The following is a 20,761-nucleotide window of genomic DNA, read 5'->3' on the forward strand; positions in this document are numbered from 1 at the left end:
GACCCAGACTATTTCCCCGCCCCTGTTGCGCGTCCCGACCCCGAGTCAATTGCGCCTGTCCTTCTGCGAAGCGACCCCGCGCGACCTCAAACGCTGGATCGCCGGCCTGCCTAAAGCAAACATCGGCGAAACCGCCCGCCAGTTGTATCAAGGCCTCGGTGAAATCAATCGATTGCTCACTCCCAGCGACAACCGCCTGCAACTGCTCGAGCTGCTACGGCCCGAAGTTTATTTCGTCTGTCAGCATCTGGCGCGGCACTTCATGCATCAGGCGATCATGCTCGATGACCGCTCACGCAAGGTCAGCAACCTGTGTCAGGCGCTGCAAAGCAATCTGGCCACCGGTTACAAACAGATCGTTTTGCGCATCAGCCCCAAGTACAAAAAGGATCGTGCCGCGCTGATGGCCACGGCGTTGCAGCGGGCCAGTCATGCACTCAAAAACCAATTGATTCGTGCGACGCAGTTGTACAGCGCCGTACCTGAATCGGTGTGGCTGGAACTGCATCAGTTGTATCGCCACGCCTGCCAGTTGCAGCTTCAGCACCGGCCGGTGCGCGATGAACTCGCCAGCCTCACCATGGAATTGAGCACTGAACAGACCTACATCGCCACGCTGTTGCTGGGCAGCGCACGCTGTAATCAGTTGCGCCAGAACCAGATCGTCCAACTGTCTGAAGTGCTCGATGGCTGGAGCGCCTGGCTCAAACTGCAGCCCGGAATAAATGATGGTTTGTTTGCCATTTCACCGCAGCTTGATGTCGGCCCGCGTTACCGCAGCATGTTTCGCAGCGAGGAGCAGGCCAGTCTGCTCAGCTTCAATCCGCAAGCGCTGGTGGCCGCCATCGAAGCCCATCTGGAACGCCGCGCCCAGGCCACGCCTCTGCCGGTGCCGAATGGCTTGAGCCTGGATACGCTTCAACACTTGCACGCAACATGGGGGCAAGCCGCCGAACGCAGCTTCAAGCGCACCGTCGGCCACGGCAGTTTGACCGTGTGTGTCGGCATGAGCGCCCTGCACTTTTACCTCGGCGGCGAACGCAGCTTCAGCGAACTGCTCAAGCACCCCGGCGCCCGCGCCGCGAACTTCAGCAGTTCGTTGGGACAACGCGAAAAAGACAGTTGGAGCCAGGCCTTCGATGCCGCCCCGCAAAGCAACGCCGACGACTTTTTGCCTTACGAAGAAATCGAGTACGAGCGGTTCGTCGATGACGACGGCGGCAGCAACAGCACGCCGCATTACCCGACCTACGCGCTGCCGGTGATCAACCACAGCCCCGGCGGTTATTGCCTCGCCTGGCCTGCGGAAGTGCCCAGTGAGTTACAGGCCGGCGAGATGGTTGGCATTCAGGATTCCACAAATCAGGGCTGGAGCATTGCCGTGGTGCGCTGGATTCGCCAGGTGCGCGACGGCACGCAGATGGGCATTGAACTGGTCGCCCCGCACGCACAGCCCTGCGGGTTACAACTGGTGCGCGCACGGGATGATCACAGCCAGTATCTGCGTGGCTTGCTGTTGCCGGAAATCAGTGCGATCGACTTACCGGCCACGCTGTTGGCGCCGCGCCTGCCGTTTCAGGAGGGCAGCAAAGTCTTGATCAACACCCACGGCGAAGAAAAGCGCGCCGGTCTCGACCGCCGGGTGGCCAGTACGCACAGTTTCAATCAATTTGCTTATCGGTCGCTGGAGACCGCGCACAACGGCGGCAGCGAGGAGGATTTTGATTCGTTGTGGAAGTTGCTTTGAGGACAGTTTGAGTCAGGCGGTGCGGCCATCGCTGGCAAGCCAGCTCCTACAGTGTCTTAGGGTGAACCACATTTTTGTGTCCACCTTGAAACCTGTGGGGGCTGGCTTGCCAGCGAAGAGGCCCGCCCAGTCACTGAAAATTTAAAGCTGCCCCTCGCGATCCCGCTGACCCAGCAGATACAGCACACCATCGAGCCCTAGCGTGGAAATCGCATGCCTCGCCGATTGGCGAACCAGTGGCTTGGCGCGGAACGCTACGCCCAGACCGGCAATCGCCAGCATCGGCAAATCGTTGGCGCCGTCGCCGACCGCGATGGTCTGCTCCAGATCCAGACCTTCCTTGAGCGCCAGCTCGCGCAGCAGGTCGGCTTTACGCTGCGCATCGACAATCGGCTCGACCGCCACGCCAGTGACCTTGCCGTCCTCGACGGCCAGCTCGTTGGCGAACACGTAGTCGATGCCCAGCTTGGTCTGCAATTGCTTGGCGAAATAGTTGAAGCCGCCGGACAGGATGGCGGTCTTGTAACCCAGACGCTTGAGTTCGGCGAAAAGGATTTCAGCGCCTTCGGTCAGGCGCAGAGACTCGCCGATGGAATCCAGTACGCTGACATCCAGGCCTTTAAGCAGCGCCAGACGCTCCTTGAAGCTGGCACGGAAATCCAGCTCGCCCGCCATCGCCCGCTCGGTGATTGCCGAGACTTGCTCGCCGACGCCGGCGGCCTTGGCCAGTTCGTCGATGACTTCGGCTTCGATCAGGGTCGAGTCCATATCGAACACCGCCAGGCGACGGTTGCGACGGAACAGGGTGTCTTCCTGAAACGCGATGTCGACGTTCATTTCCTGGGAAACGTGCAAGAACTCGGCACGCAACGCCAGCGGATCCGCCGACTCGCCGCGCACGGAAAACTGGATGCAACCTTTGCTGCGATCCGTCGGCGCGTCCAGCGACAGGCGTCCCGACAAACGGTCAATAGCGTCGATATTCAGGCCATGTCTGGCAGTGATCGAACTGACACGCTGCACTTGCTCGGCGGTCACGCGGCGAGTCAGCAGGGTGACGATGTGCCGCGGCTGGCCCTGATTGGCGGCCCAAGACAGGTAATCCGCTTCGGTCACCGGGGTGCAGCGCACGTGCTGCTCAAGTTCGCTGGCGGTGGCGCGGATATCCTCAAGCACCGATTTGCCGGGGCCGGAAGCCGGAATCTCGACCAGAATGCCGAACGACAGGGTGTCGTGGATCACGGCCTGACCGATGTCGAGAATGTGCACGCCACCCTTGGCCAGAACACCGGTGATGGCCGCCGTCAGACCCGGACGGTCGACTCCCGTGATGTTTATCAGGACGATTTCGCGCAACGCGCACCCCCGCAGCTGGAAAAAAACCGCATTCTACCCACTTTCAGTGACCATCGGGCACCGTGAGCGCTTTGCCGGTCTAGGGCCTGTCGCTATACTGCGCGTCAACTTCACGGACAAAAGAGCCGAGCTCAGTGAACCGGCCCACGCCAGTTAAAACCGATAACTTCTTTCTGCTGATCTTCCGGGCACTGCGCCATCGCCGTGTACCGATCGCATTACGCATCGCCAGCCATAACGTGATCCTGGTCGCTCTGGCCCTGGTGATCTACGCCTGCGTGATGGGTTTGCAGTTCAAGCAGGCCATGCATGAGCAAGCGGATGCCCTGGGCGAAAGCCTGACCACGCAGACCGCCACCTCCGCGACCGAGCTGCTGGTGTCCAACGACATCCTCAGCCTCAACGTGCTGCTCAACAATCTGACCAAGAACAAGCTGGTGGCTCATGCCGCCATCTACAGTCCGGACAACCGCATTCTCGCCGAATCCGGTCAGCGGCCCAAACACAGCCTGCTGGGCGAAGCCGAGGGCATGTATCAGAGCAAAATCACGTTCCAGGACGTGACGGCCGGGCAACTGCGCATCAGCCTGGACATGGATCAGTTCCAGCAGCCGATGACCATCAGCCTGCAGAGCATGGGCATTCTGAGCGCGATCCTGTTGGCGTTGTCGCTGGCCCTTAGCTTGCGCCTGGGTCGGCACATCTCCACGCCGTTGCTGCAATTGCGGGTATGGCTGCGCCGGATCGACGAATACACGCCGGGCACCGAACGTCAGGATGAAATCGGCGATCTCGCGCGCCAGTTGCACGCCAATTACGCGCCCGAGCCTGCCGAGCCCGAGCCTGAGCCGGAACCCGAGTTCGAAGATGACGACACCGATCCGGAATTCGAAGTGCGCAACCTGCGCGACCCGAGCTTTGACGAAACCCGGCCTGTCGCCGCACAGAAACCGGCGCCTCGCCGCGTAGTCAGCACCGTAGAAGACGATGATGAGGACGACGCGTTTGCCGATTTGCGCGATGACTCGATGGACGAAGCCGCATCACAACCGGTCGTTCGCCAGCCAACGCCAAGCGTTCCGCAACACACGGCAGTGCTGGCGGTACAACTGGGTTCGCAGGAACAACTGCGCCGTCTGCCACGTGCGCGCCTGGAAGAGTTGCAGGAGCGCTATCGCGACTGCCTCAACCAGGCTGCCTCGCTGTATCAGGGTGAAATCGAGACGCTGAACGATGGCAGCACGCTGATGCTGTTCCACACCGAAGACTGCGGCGACGACTACCTGACCAACGCCATCTGCTGCGGTGAATTACTGCGGGCGCTGGGCCATCAGTTGCAAATCGAAGTGGCGGACAGTGGCATCACCCTGCAACTGCAACTGGGCCTGACCCTTGGCGACGATCTGTTCGGCCTGACGCAGATTGATTTGCTGCTGACCGATTCGGCCCAGGATGCCCTGGCATTGTCGCAACACAGTCGCAATCTGCTGTTGGTCGAGCGCAAGATCGGTGACGACGCGTTGATCCGTCAGCGCGCACGGATCCGGCCGATTGCCAGCCCTGAAGGCGCGTGCTGCGTTGAGCGGTTGATGGAGCCTTATCCGTCGATGCTTGAGCGGCAACTGGCGCGGATGCACGAACGCCGAGCGTAAGCCTCAGGCCTGAAACACAGAAGCCCGCAGACGAGTGATCGTCTGCGGGCTTTTTTGTGGCCTGTACCGGCCTCTTCGCGAGCACGCTCGCTCCTACAGAGGTTTTGCGTCGCTCACAGTTCCCCTGTAGGAGCGAGACTGATCGCGAAGGGGTCAACTCCGATTACAAAGATCTCCAGCCAGCAGATACAACAAAGCCCGCACAAGGCGGGCTCTGTTTTGATCCGGTCAACGCTTAGAAGCGAAACACTTCCATATCCGTGCGAATCGGGGAAGCCATCGGAATCTTCGGCTGCTTCTCGGCTTCCGCCGCCGGCGCCACATGTTTTGCTGCCGGTTTGCGCGGTGCTTCAGCAACAGGCTGATTGGCCAACGGCTTGAGCGCCACCGACAATTGCTCGGCCAGGCGCTGCAACAACACACCTTGCGCCTGAACCTGCGAAGCCGTGCCGCCGGCATGCTGCTCTTGCAGATGCACGATGCGGTTGTCACGCACCTGACCACGACGGTCGATCAGACGCCATTGCGCATCGAGAATCGCCGGTTGCGATTCACCCGAATCCAGCCGCGTGATGGTCAGCAGAACCTGAACGTCCGGCGTGAAGCCCGTGGTTGCCGGCGCCAGAACCACACGCTGACTATCCAGATGGCCGGCCACCTGACGCAGCAGCAACTGGTCGATATCCGACGAAAGGCTACCCGCCCAACGACCGTCCGTCGCCGCCTGCAGACTTCCGTCCTTCTGACGCTGCAAAAGGGTTTCACGTTGCAGGTAATCGGCCACGATCACCGGCCCCAACAAAACAGCCATGCCTGCACTTTGCGCAGGCTGAGCCGGACTTCCGCTGTCCAGCTGATACAGCGACACCGGCTGGTGAACGCTGCAACCCGCCAGACCAAGAACGCCGGCGAGCAACAAAATAAGAGGAAGGCGCAGAGCAGTCATCATCCCGTCCAGGTGGCCGCCACAAGGCTGACCACAGTGAAAATACTCAAAAATATAAAGAACGCTCGGCCACGCCGGCGCTTGAAAGGCCATATCATCCGTGAATATGCGTTCCGACTCCAGCGCCAAAGCGTCGATCTACGCTTTAAATCGTAGATCGGACGCTCTAGGACGCCTAATTGAGGTTTTCGACGAGCAGCGCATCTACCCTCTGAAAGCCCCTTGGCAACTTGTTACCACGACGTCCACGCTCACCTTTGTAGTGTTCAAGGTCGTCGGCCTTCAGTGACAAGGTACGTTTACCGGCCTGCAACACCAGCGTGGCGCCTTCCGGGATGACGGCGATGTCCGTGACATATTCTTCACGGCTGGCCACACGCTCACCGGAAATACCGATGATCTTGTTGCCTTTGCCTTTGCCTAATTGTGGCAGGTCGCTGATTTTGAAGATCAGCAGCCGACCTTCGGTCGTGACTGACGCCAGCCAGTTTTGTTCACGGTCGGCGACGGAACGCGGCGCAATCACCTTGGCGTTGTTCGGCAGACTCAACAGCGCCTTACCTGCCTTGTTCTTGGCTTGCAGGTCTTCACCCTTGACCACAAAACCGTAACCGGCGTCGGAAGCGATGACATACAGCGCATCGTCTTCCGGCATCAATACGCACTCGAAGGTCGCGCCCGGTGGCGGCGTCAGACGACCAGTCAACGGCTCGCCCTGACCACGGGCCGACGGCAGCGTGTGCGCGGCGACCGAATAGCTGCGGCCAGTGGAGTCGATAAACACCGCAAACTGATTCGAGCGCCCTGCCGCTGAGGTCTTGAAGCCATCGCCGGCCTTGTACGACAGGCCGGTGGCGTCGATGTCGTGGCCCTTGGCGGAACGGATCCAGCCTTTTTCCGACAACACGACGGTGACTTTCTCGTTCGGCAGCAGATCGTGCTCGGTCAATGCCTTGGCTTCGGCACGTTCGACGATAGGCGAGCGACGATCATCGCCGTAGGTTTCGGCGTCTTTAATCAACTCGGTGCGAACCAGCTTTTTCAGCTTGGCTTCGCTGCCCAGCAGGGCTTGCAGCTTGGCTTGTTCCTTGAGCAGTTCATCCTGCTCGTCGCGTAGCTTCATTTCTTCCAGTCGCGCCAACTGACGCAGACGGGTGTCGAGGATGTAGTCAGCCTGAATTTCGCTGAGTGCGAAGCGCTCGATCAGCTTGGCTTTGGGGTGTTCCTCGGTACGGATGATGTGGATCACTTCATCCAGGTTGAGGTAGGCGATCAGCAAGCCGTCCAACAGGTGCAAGCGGCGCTCGACCTTGTCGAGGCGGAATTGCAGGCGGCGACGCACGGTCTGTACACGGAACTCCAGCCACTCCACCAGCAACGCGCGCAGGTTTTTCAGCTGCGGCTTGCCGTCCAGACCGATGATGTTGACGTTGACCCGATAGGTCGACTCCAACTCGGTGCTGGCGAACAAGTGCTGCATCAGGGCTTCGTGATCGACGCGGCTGTTGACCGGGATGATCACGATGCGGCAAGGGTTTTCGTGGTCGGATTCATCACGCAGGTCAGCGATCTGCGGTGCCTTGGACGGCTTGGCCTGCATCAGCGCGGCGATCTGCTCCAGCACTTTCGCGCCGGAGACCTGGTGCGGCAACGCAGTAACGATGATGTCACCGTCCTCGACGTGGTACACGGCACGCATGCGCACCGAGCCCTTGCCGGTTTCGTACATTTTCAGCAGGTCGGCACGCGGCGTGATGATTTCCGCTTCGGTCGGGTAATCCGGGCCTTGAATGTGTTCGCAGAGCTGTTCGACCGTGGCTTTGGGCTCATCGAGCAAGCGCACGCACGCGCTGGCGACCTCGCGCAGGTTGTGCGGCGGTACGTCGGTGGCCATGCCCACAGCGATGCCGGTGGTGCCGTTGAGCAGAATGTTCGGCAGACGCGCCGGCAGCACCAACGGTTCCTGCAGGGTGCCGTCGAAGTTCGGGCCCCAGTCCGCCGTGCCCTGGCCCAGTTCGCTGAGCAGCACTTCGGAATAACGCGACAGGCGCGCTTCGGTGTAACGCATGGCGGCGAAGGACTTGGGATCGTCCGGCGCACCCCAGTTGCCCTGACCGTCGACCAGCGTGTAGCGATAGCTGAACGGCTGGGCCATCAGCACCATCGCTTCGTAGCACGCCGAATCGCCGTGCGGGTGGAACTTGCCGAGCACGTCGCCGACGGTACGCGCCGACTTCTTGTGCTTGGAATCGGCGTCCAGCCCCAACTCGCTCATCGCATAGATGATGCGCCGCTGTACCGGTTTCAGGCCGTCGCCGATATGCGGCAAGGCACGATCCATGATCACGTACATGGAATAGTTGAGGTAGGCACTTTCGGTGAAGTCAGCCAGCGACCGGCGTTCTACGCCGTCTAAGCTGTCTGCAAGGATGTCGCTCATGCGGGCCTCATCGGTTCGTTGTCTGGCGCAGCAGCATGGTGCCACCGCGCTGGGTAAATTCAAGTTTGTTCAGGGCGCTCATACCGAGCAGCACCTGATCGCCATGCAGGCCGGGCGCCACCAGTGCGCGGACATCCCGCAGCACGATGTCGCCCAGTTGCAGGCGATCAATTTTTGTCCGATAACCCTGGCTCAGGCCATTGGCCGTGCTCAGGGTCACGCCGAAACCTTCTTCCAGTTTCAAACGTTTGGCCAGATCCGCCGGAATCGCCACATCGGTCGCGCCGGTGTCGAGCATGAAATCCACCGGTTGCCCGTTGATCTGGCCACTGGCGACGAAATGCCCTTGGGCATTGCTCACCAGTTTCACTTCGATAAAACCGTTGCCCTGTTCGGAGCTGACGACGACGTTCGGATTTTGCTGCCGTGCTTCCCACTGACCGAAAAACCGCGTCGCCAGAAACAGCGCCGCGCACCAGGCCAGGATCATCAGCACCCGGCCGGCGCGCTTGCCCGGCGGTTGCGCGCTCATGGCTTGGCGCTCCAGCCACCGTCCGGTGCAGCAAAGCGCCAGACGATTGGACGTTTCTCACCGTCGGCACGGACGCCGTCGTTGTTGTCGATGCCGATCCACGCGCCCTGGGCGTCCACCACCAGCGCTTCCTCCAAGCCATAGGCCTGTGGATAACGGCGGTTTTCCTTCAACGCTTCATCGGCGTATGACCAGCACCGCTCGACCTTGGCCGTCACCGCATCACGACGACAGATCTGAAACGCGTTGCGCTCCAGCGTGAACAGTTTGCCGTTGAACAGCGACAGATCAGCAAAGTCCCGAGGCACGGCTCGCGCGTACGGAAATTGTGGTGGTTGCATTTCCCGTCCGCCTTCGCTGAGCAGCACACAACCGCCATCGCAATCCCACACCGTTTGCTGGCGCTTGATCGTCAGCAGGCCACGGCTTTCACGCTCAGCGGCGAGCCAGATCTGATCGCCCGCCGGGTTGATCGCCAGGCCTTCGAACAACGCGTTGAAGTGCAACAGCAAGCCACTGGCCCGGGCTTCGCGCACCAGTATCGGCGAGATCTTCAGCCACGAGGCCTCCCCTTGCGGCGACACTTGCAGCACCGCTGCGTGAGCTTCGCTGACGACATAGTGATTGCCGGCGCTGTCGCAGGTGATGCCTTCGAAATCCAGATCGCCACCGCGCACGAACGAAGCTGCCCACGTGCGCGAAGTGATGCCTAACGGCAGGCCGCTCTCCGGCACCGGTGGCGCGTCGATGCGCACGGCTTCGGCCTTCCAGACCGGATCACGAATATCGAGCCGGTAGATCTGGTCATCGTCGCGGTCGGACACCGTCCACAACTCATTGCCGCACATGGCCAGACCCGACAGGTTACCGCCGCGCATGCCTTCGACCGGATGCTCGGAGACCAGCCGCAACTGCGGCACCGGCTCGGCCGACACCGTCATTGAACCCAGCAGCAACGCACCTGCCAAGGCCCAGCCAAGCCGCATCAGGCCAGCACCTCGGCGAGGTTGCCTTTGGATTCGAGCCAGCTCTTGCGGTCGCCGGCGCGTTTCTTCGCCAGCAGCATGTCCATCATTTCCGAGGTCTGGGCATAGTCTTCGCCCAAGGTCAGTTGCACCAGACGCCGAGTGTTCGGATCCATGGTGGTTTCGCGCAACTGCGGCGGGTTCATTTCACCCAGGCCTTTGAATCGCGTGACCTGCGGCTTGCCGCGTTTCTTCTCGGCCACCAGACGGTCGAGAATCCCGTCGCGTTCGGCCTCGTCGAGGGCGTAGTAAATCTCTTTGCCAAGGTCGATCCGGTACAGCGGCGGCATCGCGACGTAAACGTGACCGGCATCCACCAACGGGCGGAAATGCTGAACGAACAGCGCGCACAGTAGCGTGGCGATGTGCAGACCGTCGGAGTCGGCGTCGGCGAGGATGCAGATCTTGCCGTAGCGCAGCTGACTCATGTCTGCGGCGCCCGGATCGACACCGATGGCCACGGCGATGTTGTGCACTTCCTGGCTGGCAAGCACTTCGCTGCCGTCGACTTCCCAAGTATTAAGGATCTTGCCGCGCAACGGCAGGATCGCCTGAAACTCTTTGTCCCGCGCTTGCTTGGCGGAACCGCCGGCGGAATCACCTTCCACCAAAAACAGCTCGGAACGCATCGGATCCTGACCTGCGCAGTCGGCCAGTTTGCCCGGCAGTGCCGGCCCCGCCGTGATGCGCTTGCGCTCGACCTTCTTGCTCGCCTTCAAGCGACGGCCGGCGTTGTTGATTGCCAGTTCCGCCAGCGCCAGGCCGGTTTCCGGGTTGGCGTTGAGCCACAGGCTGAACGCGTCCTTGACCACGCCGGAGACAAACGCCGCCGCTTCACGGGACGACAGACGTTCCTTGGTCTGGCCGGAGAATTGCGGTTCCTGCATTTTCATCGACAGGACGAAAGCGATGCGCTCCCAGACGTCTTCCGGCGCCAGCTTCACGCCGCGTGGCAGCAGGCTGCGGAATTCGCAGAATTCACGCATCGCGTCGAGCAAGCCTTGACGCAAACCGTTGACGTGAGTGCCGCCCTGCGCCGTCGGGATCAGGTTGACGTAGCTTTCCTGCACCGCGTCGCCACCTTCGGGCAGCCACAGCAGCGCCCAGTCGACCGCTTCCTTGTTACCGGCGAACGCGCCGCAGAATGGCTCATCCGGCAGGCGTTCGAATTCGCTGACGGCGTCGACCAGATAGGAGCGCAAGCCGTCTTCGTAATGCCACTCGACTTTCTCGCCGGTGCCCTTGTCTTCGAAACTGACCAGCAGCCCCGGGCACAATACAGCCTTGGCCTTGAGCACGTGCTTGAGGCGGCTGATAGAGAATTTCGGTGAATCGAAGTATTTCGGATCCGGCGCGAAGTACACGCTGGTGCCGGTGTTGCGCTTGCCGACGGTGCCGACGACTTCCAGCTCGGTGGCCTTGTAGCCATCAGCGAAAGTCATCTGGTATTCGTTGCCGTCACGCTTGACGCGCACCCGGACTTCGGTCGACAAGGCGTTGACCACGGAAATACCCACCCCGTGCAAACCGCCGGAGAACTGGTAGTTCTTGTTGGAAAACTTGCCGCCGGCGTGGAGCTTGGTGAGGATCAGCTCGACGCCCGACACGCCCTCTTCCGGGTGAATGTCCACCGGCATGCCACGGCCGTCGTCACTGACTTCCAGCGAGTGGTCGGCGTGGAGGATGACCTGCACCGATTTGGCGTGCCCGGCCAAGGCTTCGTCGACGCTGTTGTCGATGACTTCCTGGGCGAGGTGGTTCGGCCGACTGGTGTCGGTGTACATGCCGGGGCGTTTGCGCACCGGGTCGAGGCCCGAGAGGACTTCGATGGCGTCGGCGTTATAAGAGCTAGCGCTGGGAGTGGCCATAGGGTCTCGTCGTCAGAAATTCATGAAATAGGGGCAAGACTTCACAATACGGTGAAATCGATTGCCTGATACATATCGGCGCCAATGTCGGCAAAACTGAGCAATGCCGGCAATTGCTCGGCGAAACCCTGAAAACTGTGGTCGCCACCGGCCTGAATACGCAAGGCACAGGCCCGGTAGTACTGCTGGGCGTGGCGATAATCCAGCGTTTCATCGCCGGTCTGCAACCAGACCTGATAGCGCTGGGCATCCTGAGGCGCCGGCACTTCCAGTTCGGCCAGGGCCGTTACGTGATCGTGGGTCAATTCCCAGGCTTCATCGGTATACAGGTTTTTCTGCGTGCCCAGGTAACCGTCGAACATCCGGTGCGGATGGACGGCCGGGTTGATCAGCAGGGCTTTCAGGCCATGGCGCTCGGCCAGGTGAGTCGCATAGTAGCCGCCGAGCGAACTTCCCACCAGCAGCGGCCGCCCCAGCTCGGCAATCGCTTGCTCCAACTGACCGATGGCCTCGCGCGGGTGGTGATGCAGCGCCGGAACACGCAATTGCTCGTTCAGGCCCAGCCGTTCCATCACCGCGATCAGCTGACAGGCCTTTTTCGAGGCCGGAGCGCTGTTGAAACCGTGGATATAAAGGATCGAACCGGACATGTGAGCTCCCTGGGCGTCGGTAAAGAGAGCGGAGTTTACAGGGAGTCAGGGGAATCGTGGGTGTTTGTGCGGACGCCTTCGCGAGCCTGCTCGCGAAGAGGCCAGCGTGGTCTCAATAACCTTCGGAGCCGTAATCGACGGTAAAGTCGAACCCGGTAACCCGCTCCACGCCAGTTTCCAGCCGTCCATCAGGCAGCAACCGCAACCAGCGATACCCCGGTGCCTGCTCGCCGACCTTGAAACCGTCACTCCCCGGCTCGAACTGTATGCACGTTGAAGGCGATGCCATCAATCGCACGCCGTTGCGCATCTGGTCGATTTCCTGATGGACATGCCCCCACAGCACCGCCCTCACTTGTGGAAACCGATCCAGGACGTCAAAAAACGCCTCGGGATTGCGTAACCCGATCGGCTCCATCCAGGCGCAACCGATCGACACCGGATGGTGATGGAAACACACCAGATGATGCCGCTCCGGCGCTTCGCTCAGGGAACGGGCGAGCAATTGAAGCTGATCATCCTGCAAATAGCCCGGCACCGATCCCGGCACGGCTGAATCCAGCAGCGTGACGCGCCAGTTACCGATGTCCACCACTGACTCCAGCAACGGGCTCTGCACCGCCGCGACGGCCATCACCTGCGGTTCGTCGTGATTGCCGGGAATCCAGCGCGCCGGAGCGTCGAGTTGGCGGGTCATATCGCGAAACAGCTGATACGACTCCAGCGTGCCGTCCTGGGACAAATCGCCCGTGGCGAGGATCAGGTCGATTCGCGGTTGTTGCCCACGCACCAATTCGATGACCTGTTGCAGGCTGTCGCGGGTGTTCATGCCCAGCAGCGCACCGTCCGCCTCGGCGAACAAATGGCTGTCTGAGATTTGCACCAGCAGCGCGGTGTCGGCGGTGGTCAACGTGGATACGCTCGGCAAGGCGTTCTCCCAAGGCTGGATCACGGGGATGGATAAGTGCCGCAATTATGCTGGGGGAAGGACGAAAGAGGAAACCGGCGAACCTGACGCAGTTCACAACTGCAGTGATACAAACCCTACCGAACCGCCGCGTATTCGTGTCCGCAGGCCAGGCAATGACTCAGCCATTCCCCCAGGAACAGGTTGAGCTGGGCCTTTTCGTCCGGCTGGTACATCCCGGCATTGGGGTAAGGATAGATGCCGCGAAAGCGTCGTGCATGTTCGGCGCTGACCACTTCGGCCATGCGCGCATCGTGATAGACCTGCACTTCCAGTTGCGGCACCGGCAGCCACGGCAGGCTGTGTTCCTGGCGTACCAGCAACGTCGTGGTGTAAGGGCAGGCCTGCAACACTTCGAGGGTCAGCACGCCGAGCATTTGATCGCCCTGAGTCACGGCGATGCGCCGCGCTTCGGGATCATTGCGCATGTCCGGCAGCAGTCGCATCAGGCGCGCATAGTTCGCCTCGCACGCGGCTTGCAGCCCCACCAGGTCGACCCGGTAACGATCGCGCAACTTGTTTACGACCATAGCCCCCTCACTTCAGCGCGGTTCAGTGCCAGCCATTGCAAGGCAATGATGCTCGCCGCGTTGGCAATCCGTCCGTCGCGTACGGCCTGCAAGGCATCTTCAAAAGCCCAGACCGTGACGCGGATGTCTTCTGCTTCTTCCTCCAGCCCATGCAGGCCGCCAGCGCCGGTCGTCTCGCAACGCCCCAGATACAAATGCACGAATTCGTTACTGCCGCCCGGCGACGGGAAATATTTCGTCATGGGCCAAAGCGCCCGGATGTTCAGCCCAGCTTCCTCCTGCGCCTCGCGGTGAGCAACTTCTTCCGGTTGCTCATCCTTGTCGATCAGACCGGCGACCAGTTCGATCAGCCACGCGTTGTCGGTCTTGCCCATGGCGCCGACGCGGAACTGCTCGATCAATACCACTTCGTCACGCTGCGGATCGTAAGGCAGGACGCATACGGCATCATGGCGCACGAACACTTCGCGGTTGATCTCGCGGCTCATGCCCCCTGCGAACAACTCATGGCGCAGGTGCACGCGGTCGAGCTTGTAAAAGCCCTCGTAGCATTTCTCGCGCCGCACGATCTCCACGGCGGTCGGAATGGCGTTGGCAAAATCGGTCATGGGCATCCTCGTTCACTGCAATCCGGTTCGAGGCTCCCCCTCGACTTCGCGCCATCCTAACGCGCCCGCAATGTTTGATGCAGCCCCTTTACCGTCAGCGGGATGGACGGTGGAGGAGAAAGCCACTCTAATTAGCTTAGTGGCGAACTGACTGCTTCGTTGAGAGTCGAAGCGGTAACTTTTCGCCTTCCCCTGCTTTCGAAAGGACGCCCATGTCGCTTTTCAAAATCGCCTCCGTGGCTGCCATCGCCCTGACCCTGGGTGCCTGCGCCAGCCTGTTCCAGCCCAACTACCGCACGCCGCTGGAGACCACCCGCGACGCCTCGGAGCAACTGAAGCCGGGCTGCGCCAATCCTGATTGCCCGCTGGTGAACATCGACACCCTGCGCTTCCCGGCCGAACCTGCACTGGACGGCATCATCGAAAAACGCCTGCTGCAAATGACCCGCACCGAGCCGAATGCCCCGGTGGCGCCGACGCTCGCAGCGTTTCGCGAGCAGTATCTGGCCAACGCCGGCCCGCGCAACAGCATCTATCTGCAAGCGAAAGTACGCGAGCAGCATGACGGCTTGGTGATCATCGAGTTGTCTAGCTACGTCGACACCGGCGGCGCCCATGGCACGCCGGGCCGTGGTTTCATCAACTATTCGCGTCAGCAGCACAAGGTGCTGACGTTGTCGGACATGTTGCTGCCGGGCCAGGAAGACGCTTTCTGGAAAGCTGCGCAAGTGGCGCACAACAGCTGGTTGATCAGCACCAAACTCGATCAGGAGCCGGAGTTCGTTGCGAACTGGCCGTTCGTGAAAACCCCGAACGTGGCGCTGACCTACGGAGGCGTGATCCTCAAGTACGACGTGACCACTATCGCGCCTTACGCGCTGGGCCATGTCGAACTGAAGATCCCTTACCCACGCCTTAACGGCATCCTCAAGCCCGAGCTGTTTCCCGGCCGTAACTGAAGGCCCGGCCCAGCACGAGTTGCAGCAACCCTGCCAGCACCAGCGCCGGCAGGGTTGCACCGACATCCGGGTACAGATTCGCCAGCAAATGATAAGTGCTCACACCTCCCAGCCACGCCAGCAATGCTGGCCAGCGCAATCCGGCCGAGGCCACTTGAGCACTGCGCTTGCGCAGGATGAAGTGATCGACCAACACCACGCCAAACAACGGCGCGAACACCGAGCCGATCAGTAGCAGGAAGTTCTGGTATTGGGCCAGTGGCGCCAGCAAGGCGATCAGCGTGCAGATCACACCAATGGCCAAGGCCAGGTGCTCGACTTTCAGGCGCAACAGGAATCCGCTGGACACCGCCGCCGAGTGAATGTCGGCGAAGGCGTTTTCCGACTCGTCGAGCAGGATCAACAGCAGCGGAATGCCCAGGCCTGCACCGGCCAGCGCCAGCAGCAACGCGTTGACTTCACCGCTCGGCGCGAACGCCAGGGTGTAGGCCACGCCGAGGCTCATCAGCCAGATATTACCGATAAAGAAACCGATGGCGGTGCCGCCAAACACGTTCTTCGCACGCTTGCCGAACCGCGAGTAATCGGCGATCAGCGGCAGCCACGACAGCGGCATGGCAATGGCAATGTCGAAGCCCACGGCAAACGGCATCGAACCGTCACCGGCGCGGGCCCACAATGCGGCCAGATCAGCCTTGGCGAAGAGGTTCCAGGTCAGCCAGATGCACGCGGCCAGCAGCAGCCAGATGCCCCACTTGCGCAGGATCTGGCGGACGAACGTCAACGGGCCGCTGACGGCAAGCAGGGTTGCAAGCGCACCGAATACCAGCGTCCACAACATGGCGTTCGACCATAAACTGCCTTCGCTGAACGCTTGTGCGCCGAGCAGGCTGGCGGCGTCACGCATGACGATGATTTCGAACGAGCCCCAACCGATCAGTTGCAGCAGGTTGAGCACCGCCGGCAGGCTCGCGCCTTTGCTGCCGAGGCTGAGTTTGAGCGCGGCCATCGACGACAGACCGGTGTCACTGCCGATCACCCCGACCGCCGCCAGCAGCAACACGCCAACCAGCGTACCTAGAAAAATCGCCAGCAACGAACCCGACAGACCCAGGCCCGGCGCCAACAGCGCACCGGTCTGCAACACCATCAGGCCAATGCCTAAGGAAAACCACAGGGAAAACAGATCGCGACCGCCAAACACACGCTTGTCGGCGGGCACGGCGAGATCAGGGGAATAAGTGCTGGGTTGAATGCTCAAGGGTGTTATCTCGAAGAAGCAGAAGAAAAGCTGCAAGCTGCAAGCTACAAGTCAGAAGCGGTACGCGGACTGCTCGACTCTCGCAGCTTGTAGCTTGCCGCTCATGGCTAGACTTTCTTGTACAGCTGACTGCCTTCCTTTTTGAACCGCTCGGCCTGTTCCGCCAGGCCTTGGGCGACGTCCACGTCGACCGCGTCGATCCGCTGGTTGGCCGCGTATTCGCGGACTTCCTGGGTGATCTTCATCGAGCAGAATTTCGGCCCGCACATCGAACAGAAATGCGCGACCTTGGCCGAATCCTTCGGCAGGGTTTCGTCGTGATACGAGCGGGCGGTGTCCGGGTCGAGACCGAGGTTGAACTGGTCCTCCCAACGGAACTCGAACCGCGCCTTGCTCAAAGCGTTGTCGCGAATCTGCGCGCCTGGATGCCCTTTGGCCAAGTCCGCTGCGTGGGCGGCGATCTTGTAAGTGATGATCCCGGTCTTCACGTCATCCTTGTTCGGCAGCCCCAAGTGTTCCTTGGGCGTCACGTAGCAAAGCATCGCGCAACCGAACCAGCCGATCATCGCCGCGCCGATGCCGGAGGTGATGTGGTCGTAACCCGGCGCGATGTCGGTGGTCAGGGGGCCGAGGGTGTAGAACGGCGCCTCGTCGCAGCACTCGAGCTGCTTGTCCATGTTCTCTTTGATCAACTGCATCGGCACGTGGCCCGGGCCTTCGATCATGCACTGCACGTCGTGTTTCCAGGCGATTTTGGTCAACTCGCCGAGGGTTTCCAGTTCGCCGAATTGCGCTTCGTCGTTGGCGTCGGCAATCGAGCCAGGACGCAGGCCATCGCCCAGCGAGAAGCTGACGTCATAGGCCTTCATGATTTCGCAGATGTCGTCGAAGTGGGTATAGAGGAAGTTCTCTTTGTGGTGCGCCAGGCACCACTTGGCCATGATCGAACCACCACGGGAAACGATGCCGGTCACGCGTTTGGCAGTCAGCGGCACGTAGCGCAGCAGCACGCCGGCGTGGATGGTGAAGTAATCGACGCCCTGCTCCGCCTGCTCGATCAGCGTGTCGCGGAACAACTCCCAGGTCAGGTCTTCGGCCACGCCGTTGACCTTTTCCAGCGCCTGATAGATCGGCACGGTGCCGATCGGCACGGGCGAGTTGCGGATGATCCACTCGCGGGTTTCGTGAATGTGTTTGCCGGTGGACAAGTCCATCACGGTGTCCGAACCCCAGCGAATGCCCCAGGTGAGTTTCGCCACTTCTTCTTCGATGGACGAACCCAGGGCGCTGTTGCCGATGTTGCCGTTGATCTTCACCAGGAAGTTACGGCCGATGATCATCGGTTCCAGTTCGACGTGGTTGATGTTGGCCGGAATGATGGCGCGGCCACGGGCGATTTCTTCGCGGACGAATTCGGCGGTGATTTCTTTCGGAATGCTCGCGCCGAAGCTGTGGCCGGCGTGTTGCTGGGTCAGCAGGCCAGCAGCACGGGCCTCCTGCAACTTCATGTTCTCGCGGATGGCGACGTATTCCATCTCGGCGGTGATGATGCCCTGACGCGCGTAGTGCATCTGGCTGACGTTGGCCCCGGCCTTGGCGCGGCGGGGGTTGTTGACGTGGGCGAAGCGCAGTTTGGTCAGTTCAGCATCGGCAAGGCGTTCCTGGCCGAAGTTCGAGCTCAGCCCCGGCAGGCGCTCGGTGTCGCCACGGTCGTCGATCCACGCCGAACGCACGTCACCCAGACCTTTGCGCACGTCGATCACCACGTTCGGATCGGTGTACGGGCCAGAGGTATCGTAGACGGTGACCGGCGCGTTGATTTCGCCGCCAAAGTCGGTCGGGGTCACATCGAGGGTGATTTCGCGCATCGGTACGCGGATGTCCGGGCGGGAGCCCTGAACGTAGACTTTTTGCGAACGGGTGAACGGCTTGACCGATTGCTCGTCGACCTTGGCCGAGTCACTCAGGTTGATCGCGTTTTTTGATTTTGTAGTCATCACGGGCTCTCCAGACAGCATCCAGGCAGTGGATTGTCGGGGGAGAACCTGAAAGGCACGGACGCACCAGGACTGGTGCTGTGCATCGTCGTCGAGCGTTCGATTGTCGAACAATATCCCGGACGAAACACAAGAGGACTCGCCGGGTGACGAGAAATCTTGTTCCCTACGCAGGCGCTAACCTGATCAGGTTCAACGGGATCCGAAATTATTCGATCTCAGCCTCATAGCAAGGCACCCCGACAAGAACCCGGCCAGTCTAGACACAACCGGCAAAGAACGCCAACACCGTGGCATTCACCATGATGAATGGCGCAATTGCGGCGCCTTGCAGGATTGTTGCCGCGCGATTGCGCAACTACACTCGCTCTGCCCGCCGAGCCTTGACGCTACGGGGGCTGCGCCGTACCTTTGGCGCCCGGATTATTTTCATAATATTTAGCTAGGGATCGCCTCATGCTGCGCAAACTCTCACTGGCTGTTGCCGTGTCCTGTGCGTCCAGCGCAATGGCCTGGGCAGCTGAAGCGCCGTTATCCACCAAGACCGATCTGGTCAGCGTCTATCAGGAAGCGGTCGACAACAACGCCGACCTGGCCGCCGCCCGCGCGCAGTACGGCGCACAGAAAGAAGTGGTGCCTCAGGCCCGCGCCGGATTGCTGCCGAACATCTCCGGGGGCGCCGAAGTCGCCAACGTGCGCACCGACATCGATCAACCGGCCGCCGTCGCCAACCGCAGCGCTCATTCCTATCAGGCGACCCTGGCCCAGCCGTTGTTCCGCGCGGATCGCTGGTTCCAGTTCCAGGCCGCCAAGGACGTCAACGAACAAGCCGCGCTGCAACTCTCGGCCACCGAGCAGAACCTGATCCTGCAAACCGCCGAAAGCTACTTCAACGTGCTCCGCAGTCAGGACAACCTGGCCTCGACCAAGGCTGAAGAAGCCGCGTTCAAACGTCAGCTCGACCAGTCCAACGAGCGCTTTGATGTCGGCCTCTCGGACAAGACCGACGTGCTGCAATCCCAGGCCAGTTACGACACCGCGCGGGCGAACCGGATTCTGGCCCAGCGTCAGGTTGACGATGCGTTCGAGGCGCTGATCACCCTGACCAACCGTCAGTACAACTCGATTCAGGGCATCGTCCACACGCTGCCGATCCTGCCACCGGCGCCAAACGACGCCAAGGCGTGGGTCGACACCGCCGCCAGACAAAACCTCAACCTGCTCGCCAGCAATTACGCGGTGAGCGCCGCCGAACAAACGCTGAAGCAGCGCAAGGCCGGTCACGCGCCGACGCTGGATGCGGTGGCCAGGTACGAAAAAGGCGATAACGATGCCTTCGGCTTCAGCAACCCGAACGCATTCGGTACGCCTTATGGCGGCAACGTCGAACAGCGCACGCTGGCCCTGCAACTGAACATCCCGATCTACAGCGGCGGCCTGACCAGCTCCCAAGTGCGCGAGTCCTATTCGCGGCTTGACCAGACCGAACAACAGCGCGAAGGCCTGCGCCGGCAAGTGGTGGAAAACACCCGCAACCTGCACCGCGCGGTGAACACCGACGTCGAACAGGTGCAGGCGCGCAAACAGTCGATCATCTCCAACCAGAGCGCGGTGGAAGCCACGGAAATCGGTTATCAGGTCGGCACACGCAACATCGTCGACGTGCTCGACGCCCAGCGCCAGCTCTACACCTCGGTGCGCAATTACAACAACACCCGCTACGACTACATCCTCGACAACCTGCGCTTGAAGCAGGCCGCCGGCACATTGAACCCGGGTGACTTGCAGGATCTGGCGCGGTATCTCAAAGCCGATTACAACCCGGACAAAGATTTCCTGCCGCCGGATCTGGCGCAAGCGGCGGCTGAGCAACTCAAGGCAAGGCCTTAAAAAGCAAAAATCGCAGCCTGCGCGTCATCCTCTGTAGGAGCTGCCGCAGGCTGCGATCTTTTTGCTTTTTAACAATCAACAAATCCGTCGTCAGACCGTTTTAGGCCATCTGCGCATCCGGGTGGCTGGAGGTTTTCGCGGCTGTGACGCGTCGTCCACCACTCGTGCAACTCGGGGCACTCCTCGGCCATGACCTCCCGAACCGCCCGCCCCCACCTGAAATACACTTTCACATTCATGCCAAGACGAGGCGTCACCTGAACGCTCGACCAACCTGCCAGCATGTACAACGCGAACGTCGACCACAGATCCATCCGGTGCAGATTCGCAAAC

16 protein-coding genes and 1 riboswitch are annotated in these 20,761 nt (G+C 61.0%); of the genes, 4 read left to right on the top strand and 12 right to left on the bottom strand.

Annotation, left to right across the window (positions count from 1 at the left end; genetic code table 11):
- Positions 1-10 precede the first annotated feature (10 nt).
- Positions 11-1,747, top strand: coding sequence for a cyclic-di-GMP receptor FimW-related protein (locus tag GIW69_RS24490; protein ID WP_236485369.1), 1,737 nt, complete (start codon positions 11-13; stop codon positions 1,745-1,747).
- A gap of 141 nt (positions 1,748-1,888) precedes the next feature.
- Here GIW69_RS24490 and serB read toward each other — a convergent pair whose 3' ends face one another.
- Positions 1,889-3,103 (bottom strand): phosphoserine phosphatase SerB, encoded by a 1,215-nt coding sequence (gene serB / locus GIW69_RS24495; protein ID WP_236485349.1) that lies wholly within the window; start codon positions 3,101-3,103, stop codon positions 1,889-1,891.
- A 134-nt stretch (positions 3,104-3,237) separates the two neighbouring features.
- On the opposite strand from serB, the gene GIW69_RS24500 reads away from it, so the two are divergent.
- Positions 3,238-4,755, top strand: a complete 1,518-nt coding sequence (locus GIW69_RS24500) for an AhpA/YtjB family protein (protein ID WP_236485350.1) — start codon at positions 3,238-3,240, stop codon at positions 4,753-4,755.
- 235 nt (positions 4,756-4,990) lie between these two features.
- Here GIW69_RS24500 and GIW69_RS24505 read toward each other — a convergent pair whose 3' ends face one another.
- The 9 genes from GIW69_RS24505 to GIW69_RS24545 form a co-directional block, all read right to left on the bottom strand.
- The gene (locus tag GIW69_RS24505; RefSeq protein ID WP_236485351.1) at positions 4,991-5,701 is read right to left on the bottom strand and encodes an ABC-type transport auxiliary lipoprotein family protein; all 711 of its coding nucleotides are present in this window, start codon (positions 5,699-5,701) and stop codon (positions 4,991-4,993) included.
- A 175-nt stretch (positions 5,702-5,876) separates the two neighbouring features.
- On the bottom strand, positions 5,877-8,141 hold the full coding sequence (parC, locus tag GIW69_RS24510; RefSeq protein WP_236485352.1) for a DNA topoisomerase IV subunit A: 2,265 nt from the start codon (positions 8,139-8,141) through the stop codon (positions 5,877-5,879).
- A 7-nt stretch (positions 8,142-8,148) separates the two neighbouring features.
- Positions 8,149-8,673, bottom strand: coding sequence for a TIGR02281 family clan AA aspartic protease (locus GIW69_RS24515; RefSeq protein WP_236485353.1), 525 nt, complete (start codon positions 8,671-8,673; stop codon positions 8,149-8,151).
- Positions 8,670-9,659: an esterase-like activity of phytase family protein gene (locus tag GIW69_RS24520; protein ID WP_236485354.1), complete on the bottom strand. Its 990-nt coding sequence runs from the start codon at positions 9,657-9,659 to the stop codon at positions 8,670-8,672. The genes GIW69_RS24515 and GIW69_RS24520 overlap by 4 nt, the downstream gene beginning before the upstream one ends.
- Positions 9,659-11,566 (bottom strand): DNA topoisomerase IV subunit B, encoded by a 1,908-nt coding sequence (gene parE / locus GIW69_RS24525; RefSeq protein ID WP_236485355.1) that lies wholly within the window; start codon positions 11,564-11,566, stop codon positions 9,659-9,661. Before parE ends, GIW69_RS24520 begins: the two co-directional genes overlap by 1 nt.
- Positions 11,567-11,607: 41 nt before the next feature.
- Entirely contained in the window at positions 11,608-12,216 is a 609-nt protein-coding gene (locus GIW69_RS24530) for a YqiA/YcfP family alpha/beta fold hydrolase (RefSeq protein WP_236485356.1), read from the bottom strand.
- Between the two features lie 112 nt (positions 12,217-12,328).
- Positions 12,329-13,144, bottom strand: a complete 816-nt coding sequence (gene cpdA / locus GIW69_RS24535; RefSeq protein WP_236485357.1) for a 3',5'-cyclic-AMP phosphodiesterase — start codon at positions 13,142-13,144, stop codon at positions 12,329-12,331.
- Positions 13,145-13,260: 116 nt separating this feature from the next.
- Positions 13,261-13,713, bottom strand: coding sequence for a DUF1249 domain-containing protein (locus GIW69_RS24540; RefSeq protein WP_236485358.1), 453 nt, complete (start codon positions 13,711-13,713; stop codon positions 13,261-13,263).
- Complete coding sequence (locus GIW69_RS24545; RefSeq protein ID WP_236485359.1) at positions 13,704-14,321, bottom strand: NUDIX domain-containing protein; 618 nt, start codon at positions 14,319-14,321, stop codon at positions 13,704-13,706. Before GIW69_RS24545 ends, GIW69_RS24540 begins: the two co-directional genes overlap by 10 nt.
- A gap of 212 nt (positions 14,322-14,533) precedes the next feature.
- Here GIW69_RS24545 and GIW69_RS24550 point away from each other — a divergent pair, with 212 nt between their 5' ends.
- Positions 14,534-15,280 carry an RsiV family protein gene (locus GIW69_RS24550; RefSeq protein ID WP_236485360.1) on the top strand — a complete coding sequence of 249 codons (747 nt, stop codon included), beginning with the start codon at positions 14,534-14,536 and terminating at the stop codon, positions 15,278-15,280.
- Here GIW69_RS24550 and cytX read toward each other — a convergent pair.
- A complete protein-coding gene (gene cytX, locus GIW69_RS24555) occupies positions 15,249-16,541 on the bottom strand; it encodes a putative hydroxymethylpyrimidine transporter CytX (RefSeq protein WP_236485361.1) in 1,293 nt (430 codons plus the stop codon). The genes GIW69_RS24550 and cytX overlap by 32 nt on opposite strands.
- Before the next feature lie 107 nt (positions 16,542-16,648).
- Positions 16,649-18,538 carry a phosphomethylpyrimidine synthase ThiC gene (gene thiC, locus GIW69_RS24560; RefSeq protein WP_236485362.1) on the bottom strand — a complete coding sequence of 630 codons (1,890 nt, stop codon included), beginning with the start codon at positions 18,536-18,538 and terminating at the stop codon, positions 16,649-16,651.
- Between the two features lie 146 nt (positions 18,539-18,684).
- Positions 18,685-18,790: riboswitch (TPP riboswitch) on the bottom strand.
- Between the two features lie 204 nt (positions 18,791-18,994).
- Between thiC and GIW69_RS24565 the strand changes: the two genes are divergently transcribed.
- Positions 18,995-20,428 (top strand): TolC family outer membrane protein, encoded by a 1,434-nt coding sequence (locus GIW69_RS24565; protein WP_236485363.1) that lies wholly within the window; start codon positions 18,995-18,997, stop codon positions 20,426-20,428.
- The last annotated feature ends 333 nt before the right edge of the window (positions 20,429-20,761 follow it).

Origin of the sequence: Pseudomonas syringae (assembly GCF_021605415.1) — a bacterium.
Lineage (GTDB): Bacteria > Pseudomonadota > Gammaproteobacteria > Pseudomonadales > Pseudomonadaceae > Aquipseudomonas > Aquipseudomonas syringae_S.

Coding starts and splice junctions, on each gene's coding strand:
- GIW69_RS24540 (WP_236485358.1), bottom strand. CDS start 13,713: ATGGTCGTAAACAAGTTGCGCGATCGTTACCGGGTCGACCTGGTGGGG.
- GIW69_RS24545 (WP_236485359.1), bottom strand. CDS start 14,321: ATGACCGATTTTGCCAACGCCATTCCGACCGCCGTGGAGATCGTGCGG.
- GIW69_RS24505 (WP_236485351.1), bottom strand. CDS start 5,701: ATGACTGCTCTGCGCCTTCCTCTTATTTTGTTGCTCGCCGGCGTTCTT.
- parC (WP_236485352.1), bottom strand. CDS start 8,141: ATGAGCGACATCCTTGCAGACAGCTTAGACGGCGTAGAACGCCGGTCG.
- GIW69_RS24565 (WP_236485363.1), top strand. CDS start 18,995: ATGCTGCGCAAACTCTCACTGGCTGTTGCCGTGTCCTGTGCGTCCAGC.
- GIW69_RS24520 (WP_236485354.1), bottom strand. CDS start 9,659: ATGCGGCTTGGCTGGGCCTTGGCAGGTGCGTTGCTGCTGGGTTCAATG.
- GIW69_RS24515 (WP_236485353.1), bottom strand. CDS start 8,673: ATGAGCGCGCAACCGCCGGGCAAGCGCGCCGGCCGGGTGCTGATGATC.
- GIW69_RS24530 (WP_236485356.1), bottom strand. CDS start 12,216: ATGTCCGGTTCGATCCTTTATATCCACGGTTTCAACAGCGCTCCGGCC.
- GIW69_RS24550 (WP_236485360.1), top strand. CDS start 14,534: ATGTCGCTTTTCAAAATCGCCTCCGTGGCTGCCATCGCCCTGACCCTG.
- parE (WP_236485355.1), bottom strand. CDS start 11,566: ATGGCCACTCCCAGCGCTAGCTCTTATAACGCCGACGCCATCGAAGTC.
- thiC (WP_236485362.1), bottom strand. CDS start 18,538: ATGACTACAAAATCAAAAAACGCGATCAACCTGAGTGACTCGGCCAAG.